This window comes from Pseudomonas gingeri, from assembly GCF_013386165.1.
Classification (GTDB): domain Bacteria; phylum Pseudomonadota; class Gammaproteobacteria; order Pseudomonadales; family Pseudomonadaceae; genus Aquipseudomonas; species Aquipseudomonas gingeri_C.
The window spans coordinates 413,508-433,709 of sequence record NZ_JACAOS010000001.1 but is presented as its reverse complement, the minus strand read 5'-3'; the positions used below and the strand labels follow the sequence as shown (position 1 = coordinate 433,709).

The 20,202-nt window shown below is 62.1% G+C and carries 21 protein-coding genes; 7 read left to right on the top strand and 14 right to left on the bottom strand.

All coding sequences use genetic code 11. The features are described from left to right. Positions 1 to 4: 4 nt before the first annotated feature. Entirely contained in the window at positions 5 to 1,105 is a 1,101-nt protein-coding gene (locus HX866_RS01845; RefSeq protein ID WP_177137856.1) for an efflux RND transporter periplasmic adaptor subunit, read from the bottom strand. Positions 1,106 to 1,198: 93 nt separating this feature from the next. On the opposite strand from HX866_RS01845, the gene HX866_RS01840 reads away from it, so the two are divergent. Next, positions 1,199 to 1,834 (top strand): TetR/AcrR family transcriptional regulator, encoded by a 636-nt coding sequence (locus tag HX866_RS01840; protein ID WP_177092996.1) that lies wholly within the window; start codon positions 1,199 to 1,201, stop codon positions 1,832 to 1,834. 24 nt (positions 1,835 to 1,858) lie between these two features. Here the strand turns inward: HX866_RS01840 and HX866_RS01835 are convergent, their stop codons facing one another. Continuing rightward, positions 1,859 to 2,641 carry a class I SAM-dependent methyltransferase gene (locus tag HX866_RS01835; RefSeq protein ID WP_177092997.1) on the bottom strand — a complete coding sequence of 261 codons (783 nt, stop codon included), beginning with the start codon at positions 2,639 to 2,641 and terminating at the stop codon, positions 1,859 to 1,861. A gap of 92 nt (positions 2,642 to 2,733) precedes the next feature. Between HX866_RS01835 and HX866_RS01830 the strand changes: the two genes are divergently transcribed. After that, positions 2,734 to 3,345 (top strand): energy transducer TonB, encoded by a 612-nt coding sequence (locus tag HX866_RS01830; protein ID WP_177092998.1) that lies wholly within the window; start codon positions 2,734 to 2,736, stop codon positions 3,343 to 3,345. Between the two features lie 29 nt (positions 3,346 to 3,374). Here the strand turns inward: HX866_RS01830 and HX866_RS01825 are convergent, their stop codons facing one another. The 6 genes from HX866_RS01825 to ppc form a co-directional block, all read right to left on the bottom strand. Continuing rightward, positions 3,375 to 4,202: an isocitrate lyase/PEP mutase family protein gene (locus tag HX866_RS01825; RefSeq protein WP_177137854.1), complete on the bottom strand. Its 828-nt coding sequence runs from the start codon at positions 4,200 to 4,202 to the stop codon at positions 3,375 to 3,377. Positions 4,203 to 4,235: 33 nt separating this feature from the next. Then, positions 4,236 to 5,105, bottom strand: coding sequence for a DUF72 domain-containing protein (locus HX866_RS01820; protein ID WP_177137853.1), 870 nt, complete (start codon positions 5,103 to 5,105; stop codon positions 4,236 to 4,238). 13 nt (positions 5,106 to 5,118) lie between these two features. Then, on the bottom strand, positions 5,119 to 5,424 hold the full coding sequence (locus tag HX866_RS01815) for a hypothetical protein (RefSeq protein WP_177093001.1): 306 nt from the start codon (positions 5,422 to 5,424) through the stop codon (positions 5,119 to 5,121). A gap of 274 nt (positions 5,425 to 5,698) precedes the next feature. Then, positions 5,699 to 6,373, bottom strand: coding sequence for a tRNA (adenosine(37)-N6)-threonylcarbamoyltransferase complex dimerization subunit type 1 TsaB (gene tsaB, locus HX866_RS01810; RefSeq protein WP_177137851.1), 675 nt, complete (start codon positions 6,371 to 6,373; stop codon positions 5,699 to 5,701). A 93-nt stretch (positions 6,374 to 6,466) separates the two neighbouring features. Next, complete coding sequence (gene adk / locus HX866_RS01805) at positions 6,467 to 7,114, bottom strand: adenylate kinase (protein WP_177093003.1); 648 nt, start codon at positions 7,112 to 7,114, stop codon at positions 6,467 to 6,469. A gap of 286 nt (positions 7,115 to 7,400) precedes the next feature. Beyond that, positions 7,401 to 10,031, bottom strand: a complete 2,631-nt coding sequence (ppc, locus tag HX866_RS01800) for a phosphoenolpyruvate carboxylase (RefSeq protein WP_177137850.1) — start codon at positions 10,029 to 10,031, stop codon at positions 7,401 to 7,403. 223 nt (positions 10,032 to 10,254) lie between these two features. On the opposite strand from ppc, the gene HX866_RS01795 reads away from it, so the two are divergent. The 3 genes from HX866_RS01795 (at position 10,255) to HX866_RS01785 (ending at position 12,457) form a co-directional block, all read left to right on the top strand. Continuing rightward, complete coding sequence (locus tag HX866_RS01795) at positions 10,255 to 10,596, top strand: pilin assembly protein (protein ID WP_177137849.1); 342 nt, start codon at positions 10,255 to 10,257, stop codon at positions 10,594 to 10,596. A 585-nt stretch (positions 10,597 to 11,181) separates the two neighbouring features. After that, positions 11,182 to 11,604, top strand: a complete 423-nt coding sequence (locus tag HX866_RS01790; RefSeq protein WP_177093006.1) for a DUF4398 domain-containing protein — start codon at positions 11,182 to 11,184, stop codon at positions 11,602 to 11,604. Positions 11,605 to 11,665: 61 nt separating this feature from the next. Further along, positions 11,666 to 12,457, top strand: a complete 792-nt coding sequence (locus HX866_RS01785) for an OmpA family protein (RefSeq protein WP_177093007.1) — start codon at positions 11,666 to 11,668, stop codon at positions 12,455 to 12,457. Between the two features lie 65 nt (positions 12,458 to 12,522). Here the strand turns inward: HX866_RS01785 and HX866_RS01780 are convergent, their stop codons facing one another. The 6 genes from HX866_RS01780 to prfB all read right to left on the bottom strand — a co-directional run bounded on the left by HX866_RS01780 (position 12,523) and on the right by prfB (position 18,751). Further along, positions 12,523 to 12,849, bottom strand: a complete 327-nt coding sequence (locus HX866_RS01780) for a hypothetical protein (protein WP_121137093.1) — start codon at positions 12,847 to 12,849, stop codon at positions 12,523 to 12,525. Then, a complete protein-coding gene (locus HX866_RS01775; RefSeq protein WP_177093008.1) occupies positions 12,846 to 13,760 on the bottom strand; it encodes an alpha/beta hydrolase in 915 nt (304 codons plus the stop codon). Before HX866_RS01775 ends, HX866_RS01780 begins: the two co-directional genes overlap by 4 nt. 162 nt (positions 13,761 to 13,922) lie before the next feature. Beyond that, complete coding sequence (locus tag HX866_RS01770) at positions 13,923 to 15,236, bottom strand: flavohemoglobin expression-modulating QEGLA motif protein (protein WP_177126152.1); 1,314 nt, start codon at positions 15,234 to 15,236, stop codon at positions 13,923 to 13,925. Between the two features lie 10 nt (positions 15,237 to 15,246). Beyond that, entirely contained in the window at positions 15,247 to 15,951 is a 705-nt protein-coding gene (locus HX866_RS01765; protein WP_177093010.1) for a TetR/AcrR family transcriptional regulator, read from the bottom strand. A 105-nt stretch (positions 15,952 to 16,056) separates the two neighbouring features. Beyond that, on the bottom strand, positions 16,057 to 17,559 hold the full coding sequence (gene lysS, locus HX866_RS01760; protein WP_177093011.1) for a lysine--tRNA ligase: 1,503 nt from the start codon (positions 17,557 to 17,559) through the stop codon (positions 16,057 to 16,059). A 96-nt stretch (positions 17,560 to 17,655) separates the two neighbouring features. Continuing rightward, a protein-coding gene (gene prfB / locus HX866_RS01755; protein WP_100942385.1) for a peptide chain release factor 2 occupies positions 17,656 to 18,751 on the bottom strand; the annotation gives its coding sequence in 2 pieces (ribosomal slippage) (positions 17,656 to 18,678 and positions 18,680 to 18,751; 1,095 coding nt in all). A 338-nt stretch (positions 18,752 to 19,089) separates the two neighbouring features. Here prfB and HX866_RS01750 point away from each other — a divergent pair. Further along, the gene (locus tag HX866_RS01750) at positions 19,090 to 19,656 is read left to right on the top strand and encodes a DUF4166 domain-containing protein (protein WP_177093012.1); all 567 of its coding nucleotides are present in this window, start codon (positions 19,090 to 19,092) and stop codon (positions 19,654 to 19,656) included. Further along, positions 19,653 to 20,066, top strand: coding sequence for an alkyl hydroperoxide reductase (locus HX866_RS01745; protein ID WP_177093013.1), 414 nt, complete (start codon positions 19,653 to 19,655; stop codon positions 20,064 to 20,066). Before HX866_RS01750 ends, HX866_RS01745 begins: the two co-directional genes overlap by 4 nt. The last annotated feature ends 136 nt before the right edge of the window (positions 20,067 to 20,202 follow it).

Below are 20,202 nucleotides of genomic sequence, written 5' to 3'. Positions count from 1 at the left end.
GGGATTACTCCTTGGCCGCCAGATTGACCACGCGGTTGGAGCGATCCACCGGGCGCACCTTATCGCCGTCGTGGAGCACATGCACACCGGCCGCCACCACCCAGTCGCTGGCCGACAGGCCTTCGAGCACCGGCACGGTCTTTTCGCCAAAGGCACCGACCCGCACAGGCGTGCGCTTGAGAGTATTGTCGGCCTGGACCCGCCAGACATAGGTCGCACCGTTTTCCGCGGTCAGTGCCGACAGCGGCACCGCCAGGGGCACAACCCCCTCGGCCTGGATAAACACCCGCGCGCTCTGGCCCAGCTCAGCCGGGATCTTGCCGGCGCTGAAGGCGATACGGGCGGCGAAGGTCCGCGACTTCGGATCGGCCGCCGGCGACAGTTCACGGATTCGTCCGTTGAAGCGTTGATCCGGCTGCGACCAGAGTTCCACCGCCACATCCTGGCCGATCTTGAACCGTCCGAAGGCCTGTTCCGGGAAGCTGATCAGCACTTCACGCTCGCCGTCGGCAGCCAGGGTGAAGACCGTCTGGCCGGCGGCAACCACCTGGCCGACTTCCACCAGGCGCTTGGCCACCACGCCATCCTGGGGCGCGCGCAACACGGCATAACCGGCCTGGTTGCTGGACACGTCGAACTCGGCCTTGATCTGCTTGAGGCGCGCCTCACCGGCGCGGTAGAGGTTTTCCGCATTGTCGTACTGCGAGCGGCTGACCATCTGGCGGTCGAGCAGGGTCTTGTAGCGATCGCGCTCGGAACGCACCAGGTTCAGGTTGGCCTCGGCGGCCGCGACCTGGGCACGGGTCGCTTCCAGTTGCAGGCGCACATCCTGTGGGTCGAGCTCCGCCAGGGGCTGGTTGGCCTTGACCCGCTCGCCCTCCTCCACCAGCCGTCGACTGACCTTGCCGGCGATGCGGAAGGCCAGGTCAGGCTCGAAACGCGCACGCACTTCGCCAGGATAGCTGTCCATGGCCTGGGCCGAGAGCTGTGGCTGCACCACCATCGCGGGACGTACGCTGACCTGGGCGGGCTCTTCATGACCACAACCGACCAGGAAAAGGGCTAGACTGACGGGCAACGCAAGGGGCAAGACGTAGCGGAACATGGTGTAGGACCTTTCGCTAGTGGTGCTCAGAATATTTATACTGGCCAGTATGGTATTAATACCAAACTGACCAGTCCAGTATTAAGTAAAAAAATGTCCGACAATCTTTCAGTGCCCAGCGGCCCCGGCCGCCCCAAGGACCTGGCAAAACGCCAGGCCGTCCTGCAAGCGGCGAAAGATCTGTTCTTGAGTAATGGATACGCCAGCACCAGCATGGACGCAGTCGCTGCAGCAGCAGGTGTTTCAAAGCTGACGGTCTATAGCCATTTCAACGACAAGGAGACGCTGTTCTCCGCTGCCGTGGTGGCCAAATGCGAAGAACAGTTACCCGAACTGTTCTTCGCCCTGCCCGATGGCGTGCCGGTGGAGAGCGTGCTGCTGAACATCGCCCGGGGTTTTCATCAGTTGATCAACAGTGAAGAGTCGCTGAACCTGCATCGGTTGATCATGACCCAGGGCGGTCAGGACCCGCGGCTCTCGCAGATCTTCTTCGAGGCCGGGGCGCAGCGCATGCTGACGGGGATGGAACGGCTGCTGCGCCAGATTCACCAGAACGGCGTGCTGTCCATCGACAAGCCGCATAACGCCGCCGAGCATTTTTTCTGCCTGCTCAAGGGCGCGGGGAATTTCCGCCTGCTGTTCGGCTGCGGCGGGCCGTTGACCGAGGTCGACGCCGAGGAGCATGTGCGTGAAGTGGTGGGGCTGTTCATGCGTGCGTATCGGCCCTGAGGGCGGCCTCAAGGCCGCCCCCAATCAAGGCTTCAAGGCTTTCTTCGGATAGATATCGTAGCGACTCGACTTGCCGTCCAGGCCATGGCTCGGCTTGGGCCCATCGATGCACGGCGCCTTGCGCGGGCGCTTGACCACCACCCGATGGGTCGCCAGGGCCAATGCGGCTTCGAGCAGGGCCGGCGCATCCGGGTCATCGCCCACCAGCGGGCGGAACAGGCGCATTTCCTTCTTCACCAGGGCGGTTTTCTCACGATGGGGAAACATCGGGTCCAGGTAGATCACCTGGGGCGGCTCGCCTTCCCAATTGCGCATCACCTCGATCGAATTGCCCTTGAGCAAGTGCATGCGCGCGACAATCGGCGCCACTTCGAAATCTTCCAGGCCACGGGCCAGGCCGTCCTCAAGCAAGGCGCCGATCAGCGGCTGGCGCTCGATCAGGCTCATCTCGCAGCCCAGGCTCGCCAGTACGAACGCATCCTTGCCCAGGCCCGCCGTGGCATCCAGCACCCGCGGACGCACCCCCGGCTGGATACCGACCGCCTTGGCAATCATCTGCCCGCTACCGCCGCCATACAGCCGCCGATGGGCCGCGCCGCCTTCAACGAAGTCCACGCGTACCGGCCCAGGCGCCTCCGGCCCCAGTTGTTGCAGTTGCAGGCCCTGCTCCGACACTTGCAAGGCGAACTCCGCGTCGGGCTCTTGCAACGGCAAAGCGAGGCGCTCGGCCCACGCTTCGGCCCGCGATTGCAACCCTTCGGCCAGGGCTTCGACTCTGATACGCACCGGCGCTTGCTGCTCACTCATGAAAAAAACGCTCAAAAATTTAATGATCGGCAAAAGCTGCCGATAAAAACATTATCCAGCATTTTGCCAGACCTGAGCGTCACTCGAGAGCCATGTCAGACATTCGCACTACATCCATAGGTTATCTGTCGCCCGTCGACAATTATGGCCTACGCAATTCCCAGGCACTGAGCGGCGTCAGTCACCTGTGGCAAGATTTTTTTGCCCGGGCGCTGGCCGAAGCCGGGGATTCTGTGGATGCAAAGAATGTCCCGGAACAACTGCCGGTCGATGGCCCGGTGGAACCCACCGCCGGCGCCGAACTGCTCGCGCAGATCGTCGACCAGCGCCAGTGTGATGTAAAAGACACGCCGGTCCGTCCACCAGAGCCGCTGTTCCTGCCGATTGCCGAATTCGACCTGGACCTGCTGAAGCGGCCCGTGCCTTACCCGCCGGAAGAGGTTGTCGCCCAGCAGAAACAGCAGGATTTCGAAAGCGGCTGGGTTCGCCCTGTCGTCCTCAACGCCGGTCAGCCGCTGCCCGTACCAGGCCCAGCGCCGCAAACGCGTCCACTGCACCTGCCGATTGCCGAGTTCGAACTGGATCTGCTGGAACCCCACGTTCCCTTTGACGAAGCCACCCTGGCCAAGCAGCAGAAAGACATGGACTACGACCTGAACTGGGCCCGTCCACTGGTGGCACACAATCTGCGCCTCGCGGCCTGAATCCGCAGTGCCTGCTAGAACCTGCCTGCCTAGTTCTTGAACATTTGATTGATCCGCGCAAACGGCATCGCCTGATCGAGGGCGCTGAATGTCCCCTGCCCGTGAATCTCTTCGGCAGCCCGATAGAACGCGCCGTACGCCGCCCGGGCCAACGCCGAACCGACACTGATGCGTTTTACGCCCAGTTCACTCAACGCCCTCACCGACAGGTGGAGCCCACCCGACATCAACACATTCACCGGTTTCGGCGCCAGCGCCTTGACCACCGCGAGAATTTCCTCAGGCGTGCGCAGGCCCGGTGCGTATAGCACGTCGGCGCCGGCCTCGGCGAACGCCTGCAAACGGCGAAGGGTATCCGGCAGGTCCTGGCGCCCATGCAGCAGGTTCTCCGCCCGCGCCGTGAGCATGAACGGGAATGGCAAGCTGCGAGCGGCCGCCACCGCCGCCTCGACCCGCTCAACCGCGTGGTTGAACTCATAAATCGGCTCATCGGCATGGCCACTGGCGTCCTCGATCGAACCACCCACCAATCCGGCTTCAGCCGCCCGCAAAATCGCCTCGGCGCAACCGGCGGGACTGTGGCCAAAGCCATTTTCCAGATCTGCCGCCACTGGCAGCGCGGTGGCCAGGACAATGCTTCGCGCGTTTTCCAGCGTATCCCCCAGCGAGTTGGCGCCTTCGGCATCCGGACGCCCGAGGGAAAACGCCAGGCCCGCACTGGTGGTCGCCAGCGCCTCGAAACCCAGCGCGGCGAGCATTTTTGCCGAGCCGGCATCCCAGGGGTTGGGGATCACGAAGGCCCCCGCACGCTCGTGCAAGGCCTTGAAGGTTTGGGCTCGAAGGGGTTGCGTGTCCATGGGTCGACTCCTGGCAAAGAGAGGATTGCACCGTCAGAGCAAACCCAGTTGCTCCGCCGCGGGCCCTCTGTATAGCTCAGGCAGCGCCGGCAAGCCAGGCAGCCGGGCCATCAGCCGGGCATGGAAACGTTGCGCCAGCGCAGGTGCGAGGCGGTTGTTGGACGTGTGGAGAAAGACATAGGGCGTGCGCCCTTCCTCGATCCAGCCGGCGACCTTTTCGACCCAGGGGGTCAGGAAAGGCTCATTGGCCTCCAGTTCCGGGTGACCGATAAAACGCACCTGCGGGAATAACGTGAACGCCGCCGGCCGTGGTGGCACCTTGGGCTTTTTCGACTGGGCGTGCAGCACCGAGGCTTCGGTAGAGGTGCAACTGAACAGCGCTCGCGGGTCCAGGCAGATGCGTTCGACACCGCGGTCCAGCAACATCCGGTTGAGCATCCGTTCGGCGTCGCCCTTGGCGAAGAATTCCGGATGACGGACCTCGATCGCCAGCGGGCGCTCCAGCCCATCGATAAACCCGGCCAGCTCAGCCAGGCGTTGCGGGGCAAAGCTGGCCGACAATTGCAGCCACAGCGGTGCCACACGTGGCCCCAGCGGCTTGAGCAGTTGCAGGAAGTCCTCGGCGGCCTGGATCTGCTCGCGCAGGTCGCCGCCGTGGCTGATATCCCGGGGGAACTTGGCGGTGAAGCGAAAGTGTTCGGGCATGGTCTGCGCCCAGCGTTCTACCGTGGCAGGCGCGGGCCGTGCATAGAAGGTGGTGTTGCCTTCGACGGCGTTGAACACTTGGGCGTAGAGGTCGAGAAACTCGTTCGAGCGCGCAGTAGGCGGGTACAGATACTCGCGCCAGGCGTTTTCACTCCAGGAGGGGCAACCAAGGTAATAAGGCAGGAGAGGATCAGTCATCGACCCGATTAAATCAGATATGCAGGTCGAGCCCCAACACTTCCATGTCCCATTCGACGAAACCGGCGGTGGTCAGGTAGCTGGCCAGGGCGTTGGCGACACTTTTGCTCATGGCACGATGAAAGATCATGTCCTGCGGGCGGGCCGGCAGATTGGCCAGACGACTACCGGCCGCTTCGGCGCGGGCGGCCACTTCGGAGAGGTCATCGCTGTCCCCACTCGACACATCGGCATCAGCATCATCGTCAAGTACGACATTGCCTTTGCGCGGTTTGCGCTTGATGGGGTAGGACTGTGAGGAAACGCCGTCTATACGCATTGGGGCATGCTCGGTGTCGATGATGGCAATTTAGCAGCACGCACCGCACTTAGCTATTGCCCGAGTGATAACTGGACCACAGAACCTGGAAAAGGTTTTCACACCCCAGTGCCCAGGTGGGAAAAACATGACGAACGGCACAATTTTGACTATCCGGGCGTTTTTTCAGGTGATCGGTTTAAGGTTCAGTTTAGCCTGAAATTTATCGAGCACCGCAAGATCCGGCAGGAGCCATGCCCAGTCTTCCTTATCTGCGTGGCCATGCCCGCAGGCCTCAACGGGCCTTGGGCGTTGCGACTTTATCGCGCAGGTAGACGGGCTGGGCCTCGTCGGCCGGGATGGCTTCGCCCCGTGCCCAGGCAAAACGCGCCAGGCTCAGCAGGTCTTCGGCATGGGGCAGCAGGCTGGCATCCTGGCCACTGAGGGCGACCTGGATACGCCCGCCATAACCCCAGCCCGTGCCTGCACCGAACCACTCGCCACTGGCATCGTCCGGCAAGGCCGCCAGTTGCGGTGCCAACACCGCCTCGGCACCGGCCAGGCGCATCTCCCCGGCCTCTTCGCGATAACAGCCCCAATACACCTCGTCCATCCGCGCATCGATGGCCGCCGCGACCTGGCGCACACCGTGTTCACGAAAGGCCCGTTGCGCCAGGACCGCCAGGTTCGACACCGGCAACACCGGACGCTCCAGCGCAAACGCCAACCCCTGGACCACACCGATGGCAATCCGCACCCCGGTAAAGGCGCCCGGCCCCCGCCCAAAGGCAATCGCCTCCACCGCCGACAGGCTGATACCGGCGTCGGCCAGCAACTGCTGGATCATCGGCAACAGCTTTTGCGCGTGCAGACGCGGAATCACCTCGTAGTGGCTCGTTACCTTGCCGTCATGCAGCAAGGCAACAGAGCAAGCTTCAGTCGCGGTGTCCAGGGCCAGCAAGGTGCTCATCGATGTATCCGTCAGGTCGAAAGGAAAAAAGTGCAACAGTATAAACAACAACAGCCCGCAAGCGGGCTGTTGTGGATGCAGCAACTACGCCGATCAGCTCAAGGCTTCAAGCACCTTGCCGGTGATCGACTCAACCGAACCGACGCCTTCGATATGGCTGTACTTCGGCTTGCCCTGGGCGGCCGAGAGGTTCTGGTAGAAAGCCACCAGCGGTTTGGTCTGGGAATGGTAGACCGACAGGCGATGACGCACGGTTTCTTCGGTGTCGTCCTTGCGCTGTACCAGGTCGTCCCCGGTCAGGTCGTCCTTGCCTTCGACTTTCGGCGGGTTGTAGACGGTGTGGTAAACGCGCCCGGAAGCCTCGTGGACACGACGACCGGCAATACGCTGGACGATCTCTTCGTCATCGACGGCGATCTCGACCACGTAGTCCAGCTCGACGCCGGCGTCCACCAGGGCTTCGGCCTGGGGAATGGTGCGCGGGAAACCGTCGAACAGGAAACCCTTGGCGCAGTCGGCCTGGGCGATACGGTCCTTGACCAGCGCGATGATCAGGTCGTCGGAAACCAGGCCGCCGGCATCCATGATGCCTTTGGCCTTGACGCCCAGCTCGGTACCGGCCTTGACCGCTGCGCGCAGCATGTCGCCCGTGGAGATTTGCGGGATGCCGAATTTCTCGGTGATGAACTTAGCCTGAGTACCTTTACCGGCCCCGGGAGCTCCCAGCAGAATGACGCGCATCGATGTGCTCCTCAATTTTTTATTTAGAAACGCTCGGATTCGCCTCGTGGGGCCAATCTCAAAAATAGGGTCATGGCCGCAAAAACGGCCAAAGGCTGATCAAGATACACAGCCGACCGGAGCCACACAAGCCGCCGAAAGTCGCAGTAACCCATGCCTGCACAAGCGGTGAAACCTGCTACGCCAGGTCGCCCCCCGATCATAAAGTGTCGCCACGCAAAAACGACCGTCCCTGACTGGGCGGTCGCTTTTGTCCTACTGCATGGAACAAATCGTCCCACGCACCTTAGCCAGTATTGCGCAGCCCCGCGGCGATCCCCGCCACAGACACCAGCAAAGCCTGTTCCAGAGGGCTGTCCTGGGCGGTTTCCTGGCGCCGCGAACGGGCCAGCAACTCGGCCTGCAACAGGTGCAACGGGTCCAGGTAGGTGTTGCGCAGACGAATGAATTCCAGGGTCTCAGGGCTATGGGCCAGCAGTTGCGACTGGCCGGTCAAACCCAGTACGACCGTGCACGCCTGCGACAATAGGTCGCGTAAGTGCACACCCAATGGCAGCAATTCGGGCTCCACCAGGCGTTCGTCATAGGAACGGGCGATATCGCTGTCGGCCTTTGCCAGGACCATTTCCAGCATATCGATGCGGGTGCGGAAAAACGGCCATTGCTCGCGCATCTGCGCCAGCAGCGCGCCTTCACCTCGCGCCAGGGCCTTGCTCAGCGCCGCTTCCCAGCCGAGCCAGGCCGGCAGCATCAGGCGTGTCTGGGTCCAGCCGAAAATCCAGGGGATTGCCCGCAGGCTTTCGATCCCTCCGGCGCGACGCTTGGCCGGACGGCTGCCCAGCGGCAGGCGCCCAAGCTCCTGTTCCGGGGTGGATTGACGGAAGTACTCGACGAACTGCGGATTGTCGCGCACCTCGGCGCGGTAGGCACTGACACCGTCCGCGGCCAATTCGTCCATCAACTTGCGCCAGGCCGGTTGCGGCGGGGGGGGCGGCAACACGGTGGCTTCGAGCACGGCGGCCAGATAGAGGTTGAGGTTCTGCTCGGCAATGTCCGGCAGGCCGAACTTGAAGCGAATCATCTCGCCCTGCTCGGTGGTGCGGAAACGCCCCGCCACCGAACCCGGCGGCTGCGACAGGATCGCCTCATGGGCCGGACCGCCGCCACGCCCGACGGTACCGCCGCGGCCATGGAACAACAGCAGTTCGACCTGCTGCTCGCGGCAGATCTCCACCAGCCGTTCCTGAGCCCGATACTGCGCCCAGGCCGCCGCCGTGGTGCCGGCGTCCTTGGCCGAATCGGAGTAACCGATCATCACTTCCTGCGGCCCTTGCAGGCGCGCGCGATAGCCCGGCAACAGCAGCAGCCGCTCCATCACCGGCCCGGCGTTATCCAGGTCGGCCAGGGTTTCGAACAACGGCACCACGCGCATCGGCCGCAGTACCCCGGACTCCTTGAGCAGCAACTGCACCGCCAGCACATCGGAGGCGGCACCGGCCATGGAGATCACGTAGGAACCCAGGGAAGCCGCTGGCGCCGCCGCGATTTCCCGACAGGTCGCCAGCACTTCGGCAGTGTCGGCAGAAGCCTTGAAATGGGCCGGCAGCAGCGGGCGACGATTGACCAGCTCGCGCATGAGGAAGGTCAGGCGCTCTTCTTCCTTCCAGTCTTCGTAGCGCCCCAGGCCCAGATAATCGGTGATCTCGGTCATGGCGGCAGCATGACGGGAGGAATCCTGGCGTACATCCAGACGCACCAGGAACAGGCCGAAGGTCACCGCCCGGCGCAGGCAATCGAGCAGCGGGCCATCGGCAATCACGCCCATGCCACACTCGTGCAGGGACTGGTAACACAGTTGTAGCGGCTCGAGCAGTTCGCCGTTGTGCTGCAGCACCTCGTCCGACGCCGGTTGCGTCGTGGCGAGGGAGGCCTGGGCCCAGTTGCGGGTGGCGCGCAGTCGCTCGCGCAATTGCTTGAGCACCGATCGGTAAGGTTCGGCGCTCTCGCCAGCACGGGCGCGCAAGGCCTCGCTGGCCTGTTGCATGGACAAATCGGCGGCCAGTTGATCGACATCGCGCAGATAGAGGTCCGCCGCCATCCAGCGCGCCAGCAGCAGGACCTCACGAGTGACCTTGGCCGTCACATTCGGGTTGCCGTCACGGTCGCCGCCCATCCAGGAGGCGAAACGAATCGGCGCGGCTTCCAGTGGCAGGTGCAGACCAGTGGCGGCGAACAGCGCCTGGTCGGCTTTGCGCAGGTAATGGGGGATGGCCTGCCAGAGGGAATGCTCGATCACCGCAAAACCCCATTTGGCCTCATCCACCGGCGTCGGCCGGGTACGGCGGATTTCCTCGGTGTGCCAGGCTTCAGCGATCAGGCGCTGCAAGCGCTGGCGGATCTGCTCGCGTTCGGCAGCGGTGAGGTCACGGTGGTCCTGCTGGGCCAACTGCCCGGCAATCCCATCGTATTTCTGGATCAGGGTCCGTCGCGCCACCTCGGTGGGGTGCGCGGTGAGCACCAGTTCGATCTCCAGGCGGCCCAATTGCCGCGCCAGGGATTCGGCGCCATGGCCTTCGGCGAGCAGCCGCGCCAGTAACTCCGGCAGCACCCGCGACTCGAAGGGCGCCGGCTGCGATTCGTCGCGGCGGTGAATCAACTGATACTGCTCGGCGATATTGGCCAGGTTGAGAAACTGGTTGAAGGCCCGGGCCACCGGTAGCAACTCGTCGTCGCCCAGACTGTCCAGGCTGGCACTGAGTTCGGCGGTCGCGGAACCGCGGCGGTCGGCCTTGGCGCCCTTGCGGATACGCTCGATCTTGTCGAGGAACTCGTCACCGTGCTGGTCACGAATGGTATTGCCCAGCAGTTCACCTAACAGGTGGACGTCTTCACGCAAACGTACATCAATATCGGACATCGACAGACTCTCCAGGGGACGCTGAGATGGCTCATCTGGCTCAAGAGTGCACCACGGCGGCGAATGCTTACAAGTCGGCCGAATAATTACGGCCCGGCAAAAATCCGCGCTGAACCTCATCACCTCGGGCTAGTCTGATAATAGGCCCCACAAGGGCTTTATCGCCGGCACAGGCCGTTTACTCAGCAATACCCGCTATCACCGGGTGCGAATTGAGGTCGATATGAAAATCCGCGAGCTTGCCCAGCACTGGGAAGAAAATGCCAAGGGTCGCCTGACCAACACTGGCTATGCCATTCATCTGGATGTGGAAGCTGCGGCGCGACTGGCGGCGGTGATCGAGATGTACCCCAAACGGCGTCCGGAAGAACTGCTCGGCGAGCTGATCGGCGCGGCGCTGGAGGAACTGGAAGCCAGTTTCCCTTATATCCAGGGTTCACAGGTGGTGGCCACCGACGAAGAAGGTGATCCGCTGTATGAGGATGTCGGGCCGACACCGCGTTTCCTTTCCCTGTCACGACGACACCTGCATGACCTGGCGTCCCAGGACAAACCGAAACATTAAAGCCTGACGCGACGCCTTTGAAGGTGCCGGCTTGCCTGCGACGGTGATGCAGGATTCACTGCCGCCATCGCCAGCAAGCCGGCTCCTACAACCCCGTGTCTCTCCGCAAATACCCGTCAGCCCACGACTCCTGTAGGAGCTGGCTTGCCAGCGATGGCGATCCCACATTCACCGCCGATATCGCCAGCAAGCCGGCTCCTGCAACCCCGCGTCTCAGCGCAAATACCCAGTCGCCCCACGATCCCTGTAGGAGCTGGCTTGCCAGCGATGGCGATGCCACATTCACCGCCGCTATCGCCAGCAAGCCGGCTCCTACAACCCCGCGTCTCAGCGCAAATACCCAGTCGGCCCACGATCCCTGTAGGAACTGACTTGCCAGCTTCAGGCTCCATGCACTGACCACTCGGTCAGCATTTTTTCCAGCAATGAGCCATCTTTTTCCTGAACTATTCAAAAAAGCCTCGGGTCACACCCAGTAACCATCACCCGAGCAGTTGCAGTGAAAACACTACCGGCGCTGCCGCCGAACACGGCGCGCCAGGCCCCGGACCGTGATGGACGCTGTCGTCATTCAGGAGCTATCCAATGGAGTTGAAGATCATGAAGACCCGCACTGTCCAATCCTCGCTTACCCCCCTGCGTGGGCTGAAACTGGCCGCCCTGGTACTCGGCAGCAGCCTGCTTCTGGCCGGTTGCGCCGGTAACCCGCCGACCGAGCAGTACGCCGTCACCCAATCGGCGGTCAACAGCGCCGTCAGCGCCGGCGGTACCGAATACGCCGCAGTGGAAATGAAGTCGGCCCAGGACAAGCTCAAACAAGCTGAACTGGCCATGCACGACAAAAAGTATGACGAAGCCCGCCGCCTGTCCGAACAGGCCGAATGGGATGCCCGCGTCGCCGAACGCAAGGCCCAGGCCGCCAAGGCCGAGTTGGCCGTGAAGGACTCACAGAAAGGTGTTCAGGAATTGCGTCAGGAAAGCCAACGCGCCGTGCAACCGGTGCAGTAAGCATCGACCCGGCTGACGCCCCCTGTCCCTGAAGCCTGAACCCTAAAAAGGATGAACCATTATGCGTAAACAATTGATGATCCCCGCCCTGTTGGCCCTCAGCGTCGGCCTGGCCGCCTGCTCGTCGCAGCCCAACCCCAACCTGGAGCAAGCGCGCACCAACTTCTCCGGCCTGCAAGCCAACCCGCAAGCGAGCAAGGTCGCGGCCCTGGAGACCAAGGACGCCAGCGACTACCTGGACAAGACCAACAAGGCCTACCAGGACCGTGAAAACGTCCAGACCGTCGACCAACTGGCTTATCTGACCAACCAGCGGATTGAAGTGGCGAAACAGACCATCGCCCTGCGCACCGCCGAAGCCAATCTGAAAAACGCCTCGGCGCAACGGGCCCAGGCCCGGCTGGACGCCCGCGACCAGCAGATCAAGCAGTTGCAGGAAAGCCTGAATGCCAAGCAGACCGAACGCGGCACCCTGGTGACCTTCGGTGACGTACTGTTCGCCACCAACAAGGCCGACCTGAAATCCTCCGGTCTGGTGAACATCAACAAGCTGGCGCAGTTCCTCCAGGAAAACCCTGACCGCAAAGTCATCATCGAGGGCTACACCGACAGCACCGGCGCCTCGGGTTACAACCAGAACCTGTCGGAGCGCCGCGCCACCTCGGTGCAGGTGGCACTGATCAAGATGGGCGTGGACCCTTCGCGCATTGTGAGCCAGGGCTATGGCAAGGAGTACCCGGTGGCGGATAACGGCAGTGTTTCCGGACGTGCCATGAACCGTCGCGTGGAAGTGACCATTTCCAACGACAACCAGCCCGTCGCACCGCGTTCATCGATCAGCAGCAATAACTGATCGGCTAAAAAAAACCGCCTGATTCAATCAGGCGGTTTTTTTATGGGCGCTCTGCCGAGGGCCGGTTACTGCTCAAGCTTCGGCGTCTCCTGCCCCATGCAGCGCACCGCCTGCTTCTGGCTATTGACCAGCACACCGGTCAGGCCCTTCTGTTCAGTGTCGAACAGCACCAGCACACCGTCGATGCACTGCGCCGTTTGCGCCGCCGGCTCCAGCGCGATCTTGTAGTCCTCCCCGGGCACCGTCTTGAGCATGGTGAACTCGTTCAGCAGCAAGGCATCCTCCGGCTTGGCGAAATGCAGGTAACCGTAGTACCACAGGCAGGCCACCGTACCGATGATGCTGCAAATACCGGTGATGATCAGGGGAATGGCGTTACGTTCTTCAGTCATTGCGGACTCTCTGGTTCAGCATTCGAATTCGGGACAGGCGGGTAATTCGGGATCTCGCCCAGGCGGCGCAGGCCGTTGAAGTGTTGCGGGTCATCAAGGTAACGCAGCATCACCTTGCGCCAGGTCGGATCGCCGAAGGTCTGCACATGACCGCCACGGGTCAGTTGCAGCACCCGCGGTGGCGGTGCCGCCTGATATAGCTGGATGCCATTGGCCAGCGGCACGACCGGGTCGTCGAGGCTGTGGAAAATCAGTTTCGGCACGCCGGTCAGGCGTGGCATGGCCTTGATCGCACTGTCGCCATCGGGCACCAGCCAGGACAGCGGGATCTGCAGCGGCCAGGTCAGCCAGGACGAAGCGAGGGCATCGCGGCCCACCGAACGGTAGCTGGCCGGCGCGCCATCGAGCACCAGGGCCTTGAGGCGCGATTGGTATTCGGGATGACGCTCCACCAGGTAATGCACCACCAGCGACCCGCCGAGGCTCTGCCCCAGGACCACCAAAGGTTTACCTTGCACTTCGGGGGCCTTTTGCAACCAGTCGAACGCGGCATCGATATCCTGATAAACCGCCGGCAGGCTCGGCTCGCCTTCGGACACGCCATAGCCGCGATAATCGAGCATCAGCACCTGGTAGCCCTGCTCCGGCAACCACCAACTGCCGCCCAGATGCGCGGCCAGGTTGCCGCCATTGCCATGCAGGTGCAGCACCGTGCCCTTGACCGCCACGCCGGCCTTGACCGGCAACCACCAGGCACGCAGGCGCAGGCCGTCGGCGGTGGTCAGGGTGACGTCGCGGTATTCGAGGTGAGCCTTGTCCGGGGTGAACGGCAGGCCGGGATCGGGATAGAACAGCAGAGAACTGCAACCGCCCAGGGTCAATAGCAGGCAGAGCATGCCGAGGATTCTCATCCGTTTGAAGCCTCGCAATATAGATAAAAACACCACCGCCACCTGTAGGAGCGAGCTTGCTCGCGATGGTAGCCCAGACACCGCAGGGCATCAGGTAGCCCGCGTTATCGTTGACGTCCATCGCGAGCAAGCTCGCTCCTACAAGGTACGGCGGTTCAGCGATCAGAGGATATTAGAGTAATCCGCCTCGATCCGATCCAGGCTCAAGTGGTTCAGGAAGTTGCTGAAACACATCCAGGCCGACAACGCATTCATGTCGCGAAACTGCTCCGGAAGGTACTTGGGCGGCACCACCAGGCCCTCATCCACCAACTGGCGCAGCGTGCGCATATCCTCCAACGTGGTCTTGCCGCAAAACAACAACGGCACCTGCTCGAGCTTGCCCTTGCGCACGGCCAACTGAATATAGTTGTAAACCATGATGAAGCCCTTGAGGTAGGACAAGTCTTTGGTAAATGGCAGCCCCGTCGGTGTCGAGCCCCGGAAGATCCGACTGGCATTGCCGTAGCTTTCCGCCATCTCGAAACCCTGCTCGCGGAAGAACTCGAACACCTGGAGGAAATCTGCGCCCTGCTCGACCATATCGATGGCCCGGGTGCGGTTGGTCAACTTGCGCAGACGGGTCGGATAAGAGGCGAAGGCAATCACTTCCATCAGGATCGCCAGGCCTTCCTGGGTCACGGTCGACGAGGGCGGGCCCTTGGACAGGAAGGTGCAGATCGGCTGGTTCAAGCCGTTGAGGGTGGTGCCGACATGCACCAACCCTTCATGCACCTCCAGCGCCCGCACATCCCGCGAGTTGAACATCGCATCGGCGCGGATCTTGATGTAGTCGGCACCGGCCGCTGCGTCGGCAACAATGCCGTCGGACTCGAAGACCCGGATGGTTTCCTCGGCCTCACCGAACACCTTGTTCAGACGGCTTTGCAGCATGCTGACCGCGTCCTTGGCGGTGAGGGTCTTGGGCTCGTCCTTCAGGTCGCCACGGCCGTCGATATTGTTCAGGTAATCAGACAGCATCAACCCGAGGTCGGCCAGGGTCGGGTCACCGGCGTGGAACGCGTCCGACGCGGCGCCGTACAATTCCTGGGAAATCAGGCCGAAATCCGCGGTACCACGGGCTTCGAGCATCCGCACCACCTGACGGTACTCGCGGCACATCCGGCGCATGATCTGCCCGACCGGGTTGAACTGGCCGAGACGCCGGGTGACATCGCGCTCGATACTCTGAAACTCCGCCTTCACCGCACCGGAATCGAACGACAGTGGCCGCGAGGCGTAATAGTCGCGATCCACCGCCGGCATTTCCTTGCCCTTGCCCTTGAGAAAACCCTTGCGGATGTTCTCGTCCCACTTCACCGCGTCGAGCACGCGAATCGGTGTCTGTGCCAGCACAATGCGATCGGAGAGGCTGCGTATCGTCTGCTGGTAATCGTCCAAGGGTGACTCCTGAGGGTTACAGCGGTGAATAGCCATGCAAAACAGCCTAGACCGAGGCCAGCACCAGGTGCATGTAACGCGAGAGGATCCCCAGCATGTCCTGTTCGGACTGGACCTCAGCGTCGTTGAGCAGGCCCTGATATTCCATCCGTCCGATAATCGCCGTCAACACTTTGGCATCCTGCTGTGGCTCTTTAGACCCTAGAACCTGGAAAAACTGGCAAGTTCCCCGTAGGAGAATTTGCTGATGCGAACGCACCAGCACCGCCAGGCGGGGATTGATCAGCGCTTCCTGGCGAAACGCCTGTTCGGCCATCAGGTGCTCGCGACGGTTATGCAGTTGACGCAGGATATAATCGGCGGCCATACGGGCGATGTCGTCGGCCAGTTGCGCCCGTGACGCCGCACTGCCATCACCGTAGGCGAGCATCTCGCGCAACACGCCCTCGGTGTTTTCCCACAGCTTGGCCATAAAGGCCGCACTACGCTCGACATACTGGGCGAAGGTATCGGTGAGCAGGTCATCGATATCCTTGAAGTAATAGGTGGTGGCCGACAGCGGCACATCGGCCTCGGCGGCCACCGCACGGTGCCGTACCCCGCGCACACCGTCGCGCACGACAATGCGCATGGCGGCGTCAAGAATCGCCTGTCGTCGCTGCTCGCTTCCCTGTCGACTGGCCTTGCGCCCTTGATACTGAACGCTCTCAGCCACCGCCGTAGCGACGCCAGCTGCTCCCTTTTGCGCCATTGCACGCTCCACTACCGGTCTTCCTCTCTTGTAATAATTTGAAACATCAGTCCCAACAGACAATAAAAAAGCCGCCTTGCAAGGGCGGCTTTTTCAACAACAGGTTTACGCTTGTGGCCGCATGTGCGGGAACAGGATCACGTCGCGAATCGACGGTGCGTTGGTGAGCAACATCACCAGGCGGTCGATACCGATGCCCTCACCCGCGGTCGGCGGCATGCCGTACTCCAGCGCCCGCACAAAGTCGGCGTCGTAGTGCATGGCTTCGTCGTCGCCGGCGTCCTTCTCGGCCACCTGGGCCTGGAAGCGCTCGGCCTGGTCTTCCGCGTCGTTCAACTCGGAATAGGCGTTGGCGATTTCACGGCCACCGATAAACAGCTCGAAACGGTCGGTGACGTTCGGGTTGTCGTCATTGCGGCGAGCCAGCGGCGAGACTTCGAACGGGTACTCGGTAATGAAGTGCGGCTGTTCCAGCTTGTGCTCGACCAGCTCTTCGAAAATCATCACCTGCAACTTGCCCAGGCCTTCGAAGCCGAGCACCTTGGCGCCGGCCTGCTTGGCAATGGCGCGGGCCTTGTCGACGTCCTGCAAGTCGGCGGCGGTCAGTTCCGGGTTGTACTTGAGGATCGAATCGAACACCGACAGGCGCACGAAAGGTTCACCGAAGTGGAAGACCTTGTCGCCGTACGGCACATCGGTGCTGCCCAGAACGGCCTGGGCCAGCTCACGGAACAGCTCTTCGGTCAGGTCCATGTTGTCTTCGTAGTCGGCGTACGCCTGGTAGAACTCCAACATGGTGAATTCAGGGTTGTGCCGGGTCGACACGCCTTCGTTACGGAAGTTGCGGTTGATCTCGAACACCCGCTCGAAGCCACCGACCACCAGGCGCTTGAGGTACAACTCCGGCGCGATGCGCAGGTACATGCCCATGTCCAGCGCATTGTGGTGGGTTTCGAACGGCTTGGCCGCGGCACCACCGGGGATGGTTTGCAGCATCGGCGTTTCCACTTCCATGAAATCGCGCTGCATCATGAAGTTGCGGATATGGGCGATGACCTGCGAACGCACGCGGAACGTCTGGCGGACTTCTTCGTTGACGATCAGGTCGACGTAGCGCTGGCGATAACGGGTTTCGGTGTCGGTCAGGCCGTGGTGCTTGTCCGGCAGCGGGCGCAGGGACTTGGTCAGCAGGCGCACTTCGGTCATTTCAACGTACAGGTCGCCCTTGCCCGAACGGGCCAGTGTGCCCTCGGCGGCGATGATGTCGCCCAGGTCCCAGGTTTTCACCGCGGCCAGGGTGTCTTCCGACAAGGTCTTGCGGTTGACGTAGACCTGGATGCGCCCGGACATGTCCTGGATCACCATGAAGGAGCCACGGTTGAGCATGATGCGACCGGCAACCTTGACCGGGATCGCTGCCTCTGCCAGCTCTTCCTTGGTCTTGTCGGCGTACTGTTTCTGCAAATCTTCGCAGTAGGCGTCGCGACGGAAGTCGTTGGGGAAGGCCTGACCCTTGGCGCGCTCGGCAGCCAGCTTTTCCTTGCGCAGGGCGATCAGGGTGTTTTCTTCCTGTTGCAGGGCTTGCGGGTCGAGTTGTAGGTCGCTCATGTCTTTAGATTTTCCATCACAGGTTCGTTGCCCCCGGCCTTCGGCAGGGGTTCACGGCAAGCGGCGCACCTTGGTGCGCGCCGCCGCCGCAGTGCCTTAAAGCCCTTGCTTGAGGCTGGCTTCCAGGTATTCGTCGATATCGCCGTCCAACACCTTGTCGCAGTCACTGCGTTCGATGTTGGTCCGCAGATCCTTGATCCGCGAGGCGTCGAGTACGTAGGAGCGGATCTGGTGACCCCAGCCGATATCCGACTTGGTGTCTTCCAGGGCCTGGGAAGCGGCGTTGCGCTTCTGCACTTCCTGTTCGTACAAGCGCGCCCGCAGCATTTTCATCGCGGTGTCTTTGTTCGCGTGCTGGGAACGTTCGTTCTGGCAGCTGACCACGGTGTTGGACGGTACGTGGGTGATCCGTACGGCCGAGTCGGTGGTGTTAACGTGCTGACCACCGGCACCGGAGGAACGATAGGTGTCGATCCGCAGGTCTGCCGGGTTGATTTCGATTTCGATGTTGTCGTCGATTTCCGGGGACACGAACACCGCGGAGAACGAGGTGTGGCGACGGTTGCCGGAGTCGAACGGGCTCTTGCGCACCAGACGGTGCACGCCGATCTCGGTGCGCAGCCAACCGAAGGCGTACTCGCCCTTGATATGCACGGTGGCGCCCTTGATCCCGGCGACTTCACCGGCGGACAGTTCCATGATGGTGGCGTCGAAACCGCGTTTGTCGGCCCAGCGCAGGTACATGCGCAGCAGGATGTTGGCCCAGTCCTGGGCTTCGGTGCCGCCGGAACCGGCCTGGATATCAAGGTAGGCGTTGTTCGCGTCCATTTCGCCGCTGAACATGCGACGGAATTCGAGTTTCTCGAGGGCGGCGCGCAGGCGTTCGACCTCAGCGGCGACGTCGTCGACGGCACCCTGGTCTTCTTCGGCGGCGGCCATTTCCAACAGGTCGCGGGCATCGCTCAGGCCGCTGGACATGTCGTCCAGGGTCTCAACGATCAGCGCCAGGGCGGAACGCTCGCGGCCGAGGTTCTGTGCGTATTCGGGGTTGTTCCAGACAGCCGGATCTTCAAGCTCGCGATTGACTTCGGTCAGACGCTCATGCTTTTGATCGTAGTCAAAGATACCCCCGAATGGTTTCGGAGCGCTCGGACAGGTCCTTGATACTGTTAAGGATCGGGTTGATTTCCATGGCGGGCAGCACTCGTCGGTGAACTTTTGAAAGCCGACGAGTATAACCGAGTTGTGGGCGTCCCGGCAGCCCGCTTGGCGGGGTGAAGGCACAAAGTCATAATCCGCGAGCAACATGACTGACCGCGTAAGGTTTTCAAACCCTCAGACGTAGGTCTTTTCTGTTTTTCAGCCGCACTGTTCAAACACACCGCCCAGGACACGCAGACTCCTCCTGGTCGCTTGAGTGTGTATCCCCAAAAAATGGAATATTTACGCAAGGAAAGCTTCCATGACGCGTCACGAAATGATCCTGGCCGCGCTCGCCGTGCAGGACGCCCAAGTCACGGCAACCCGCCGATGAAGAGTCTGTATCAGCAAGTGCTCGGGCAGGACTTCGCGAATCTGGCGCCCGTCCTGCAAGCCTTGCATGGCCCGCAGGGGTCCCAGGTCCAGGGCACGCTGGCGGTCAGCTGGGCGGCTTCTTTCTGGCGGCGGCTGTTGCCGCTGTTGGGCAGGATGCCCGCCGCGTCGCCGGCCGCCACCTGCCACGTGCGTCTGGCGCCACTGGCCAGCCGCCGCGAGCGCTGGTCGAGAATCATCGGTGGAAAAGCCATGAACAGCGTGATGCAAGCCGGGAGCGGCCGGGTGATCATCGAACACGTGGGGCCGGTTTCAGTGCATCTCGGCACCTGGGTCGAGGCCGACGGCAGCCTGCAGCAACGCAGCGAGCGGGTTGTACTGCGCAGGCTGGGCTGGCCGGTGCCCGGCCTGACGATCACCGCGAGCGAACAGCCCATCGACGTCCAACATTATCACTGCGAGGTCAAGGTCAGCCTGACGCGCTTCGGCACGCTTATTCACTACAGCGGGGTCCTGGGCCTTGTCGAGCCGACCTTCCCCTCCACACAGACGGAAAAACCATGACGTACCTGTTCTCAACAAAACTCGCCCCTGCCTGGATGTCCTGGGTCCTGCGCGTGGCGGCCCTCTACAACCTGTTCTATGCGGTACTGCTGGCCGTCTGGCCGGCCGAGGTGTTCACCTGGTTGCAGATGCCGGCAACGCCGGACGTGATGGTTCGCTGCATCGGCATGATGGTCGGCGTGTACGCGTTGGGTTACTGGATTGCCGCTCAGGATGTGGTGCGTTACTGGCCGCTGGTGGCCGTCGGGCTGGTGGGCAAGACGTTGGGGCCTATTGGCTTTGTGCAGTCGGCCATGAGCGGTGTCCTGCCCTGGCACAGCGGGATCATGCTGCTTTGCAACGATCTGATCTGGTGGCTGCCGTTCTGGATCATCACCCTGTATGGCTGGAAACGCTCGAACCGGGGCTGAAAACCGCACGCGGGACGGGTGTCACTGACACAGCCAGCAGTGGCACTTCCACTTCTTTTGGCAAAAAATCCCGCTACAGCGTCAGTCTTTTTAACCTTGATTTGTAAGGTGTTTCTGTTTTTCCACTGACCTATTC

Coding starts and splice junctions, on each gene's coding strand:
- HX866_RS01845 (WP_177137856.1), bottom strand. CDS start 1,105: ATGTTCCGCTACGTCTTGCCCCTTGCGTTGCCCGTCAGTCTAGCCCTT.
- HX866_RS01840 (WP_177092996.1), top strand. CDS start 1,199: ATGTCCGACAATCTTTCAGTGCCCAGCGGCCCCGGCCGCCCCAAGGAC.
- HX866_RS01835 (WP_177092997.1), bottom strand. CDS start 2,641: ATGAGTGAGCAGCAAGCGCCGGTGCGTATCAGAGTCGAAGCCCTGGCC.
- HX866_RS01830 (WP_177092998.1), top strand. CDS start 2,734: ATGTCAGACATTCGCACTACATCCATAGGTTATCTGTCGCCCGTCGAC.
- HX866_RS01825 (WP_177137854.1), bottom strand. CDS start 4,202: ATGGACACGCAACCCCTTCGAGCCCAAACCTTCAAGGCCTTGCACGAG.
- HX866_RS01820 (WP_177137853.1), bottom strand. CDS start 5,105: ATGACTGATCCTCTCCTGCCTTATTACCTTGGTTGCCCCTCCTGGAGT.
- HX866_RS01815 (WP_177093001.1), bottom strand. CDS start 5,424: ATGCGTATAGACGGCGTTTCCTCACAGTCCTACCCCATCAAGCGCAAA.
- tsaB (WP_177137851.1), bottom strand. CDS start 6,373: ATGAGCACCTTGCTGGCCCTGGACACCGCGACTGAAGCTTGCTCTGTT.
- adk (WP_177093003.1), bottom strand. CDS start 7,114: ATGCGCGTCATTCTGCTGGGAGCTCCCGGGGCCGGTAAAGGTACTCAG.
- ppc (WP_177137850.1), bottom strand. CDS start 10,031: ATGTCCGATATTGATGTACGTTTGCGTGAAGACGTCCACCTGTTAGGT.
- HX866_RS01795 (WP_177137849.1), top strand. CDS start 10,255: ATGAAAATCCGCGAGCTTGCCCAGCACTGGGAAGAAAATGCCAAGGGT.
- HX866_RS01790 (WP_177093006.1), top strand. CDS start 11,182: ATGGAGTTGAAGATCATGAAGACCCGCACTGTCCAATCCTCGCTTACC.
- HX866_RS01785 (WP_177093007.1), top strand. CDS start 11,666: ATGCGTAAACAATTGATGATCCCCGCCCTGTTGGCCCTCAGCGTCGGC.
- HX866_RS01780 (WP_121137093.1), bottom strand. CDS start 12,849: ATGACTGAAGAACGTAACGCCATTCCCCTGATCATCACCGGTATTTGC.
- HX866_RS01775 (WP_177093008.1), bottom strand. CDS start 13,760: ATGAGAATCCTCGGCATGCTCTGCCTGCTATTGACCCTGGGCGGTTGC.
- HX866_RS01770 (WP_177126152.1), bottom strand. CDS start 15,236: ATGGCTATTCACCGCTGTAACCCTCAGGAGTCACCCTTGGACGATTAC.
- HX866_RS01765 (WP_177093010.1), bottom strand. CDS start 15,951: ATGGCGCAAAAGGGAGCAGCTGGCGTCGCTACGGCGGTGGCTGAGAGC.
- lysS (WP_177093011.1), bottom strand. CDS start 17,559: ATGAGCGACCTACAACTCGACCCGCAAGCCCTGCAACAGGAAGAAAAC.
- HX866_RS01750 (WP_177093012.1), top strand. CDS start 19,090: ATGAAGAGTCTGTATCAGCAAGTGCTCGGGCAGGACTTCGCGAATCTG.
- HX866_RS01745 (WP_177093013.1), top strand. CDS start 19,653: ATGACGTACCTGTTCTCAACAAAACTCGCCCCTGCCTGGATGTCCTGG.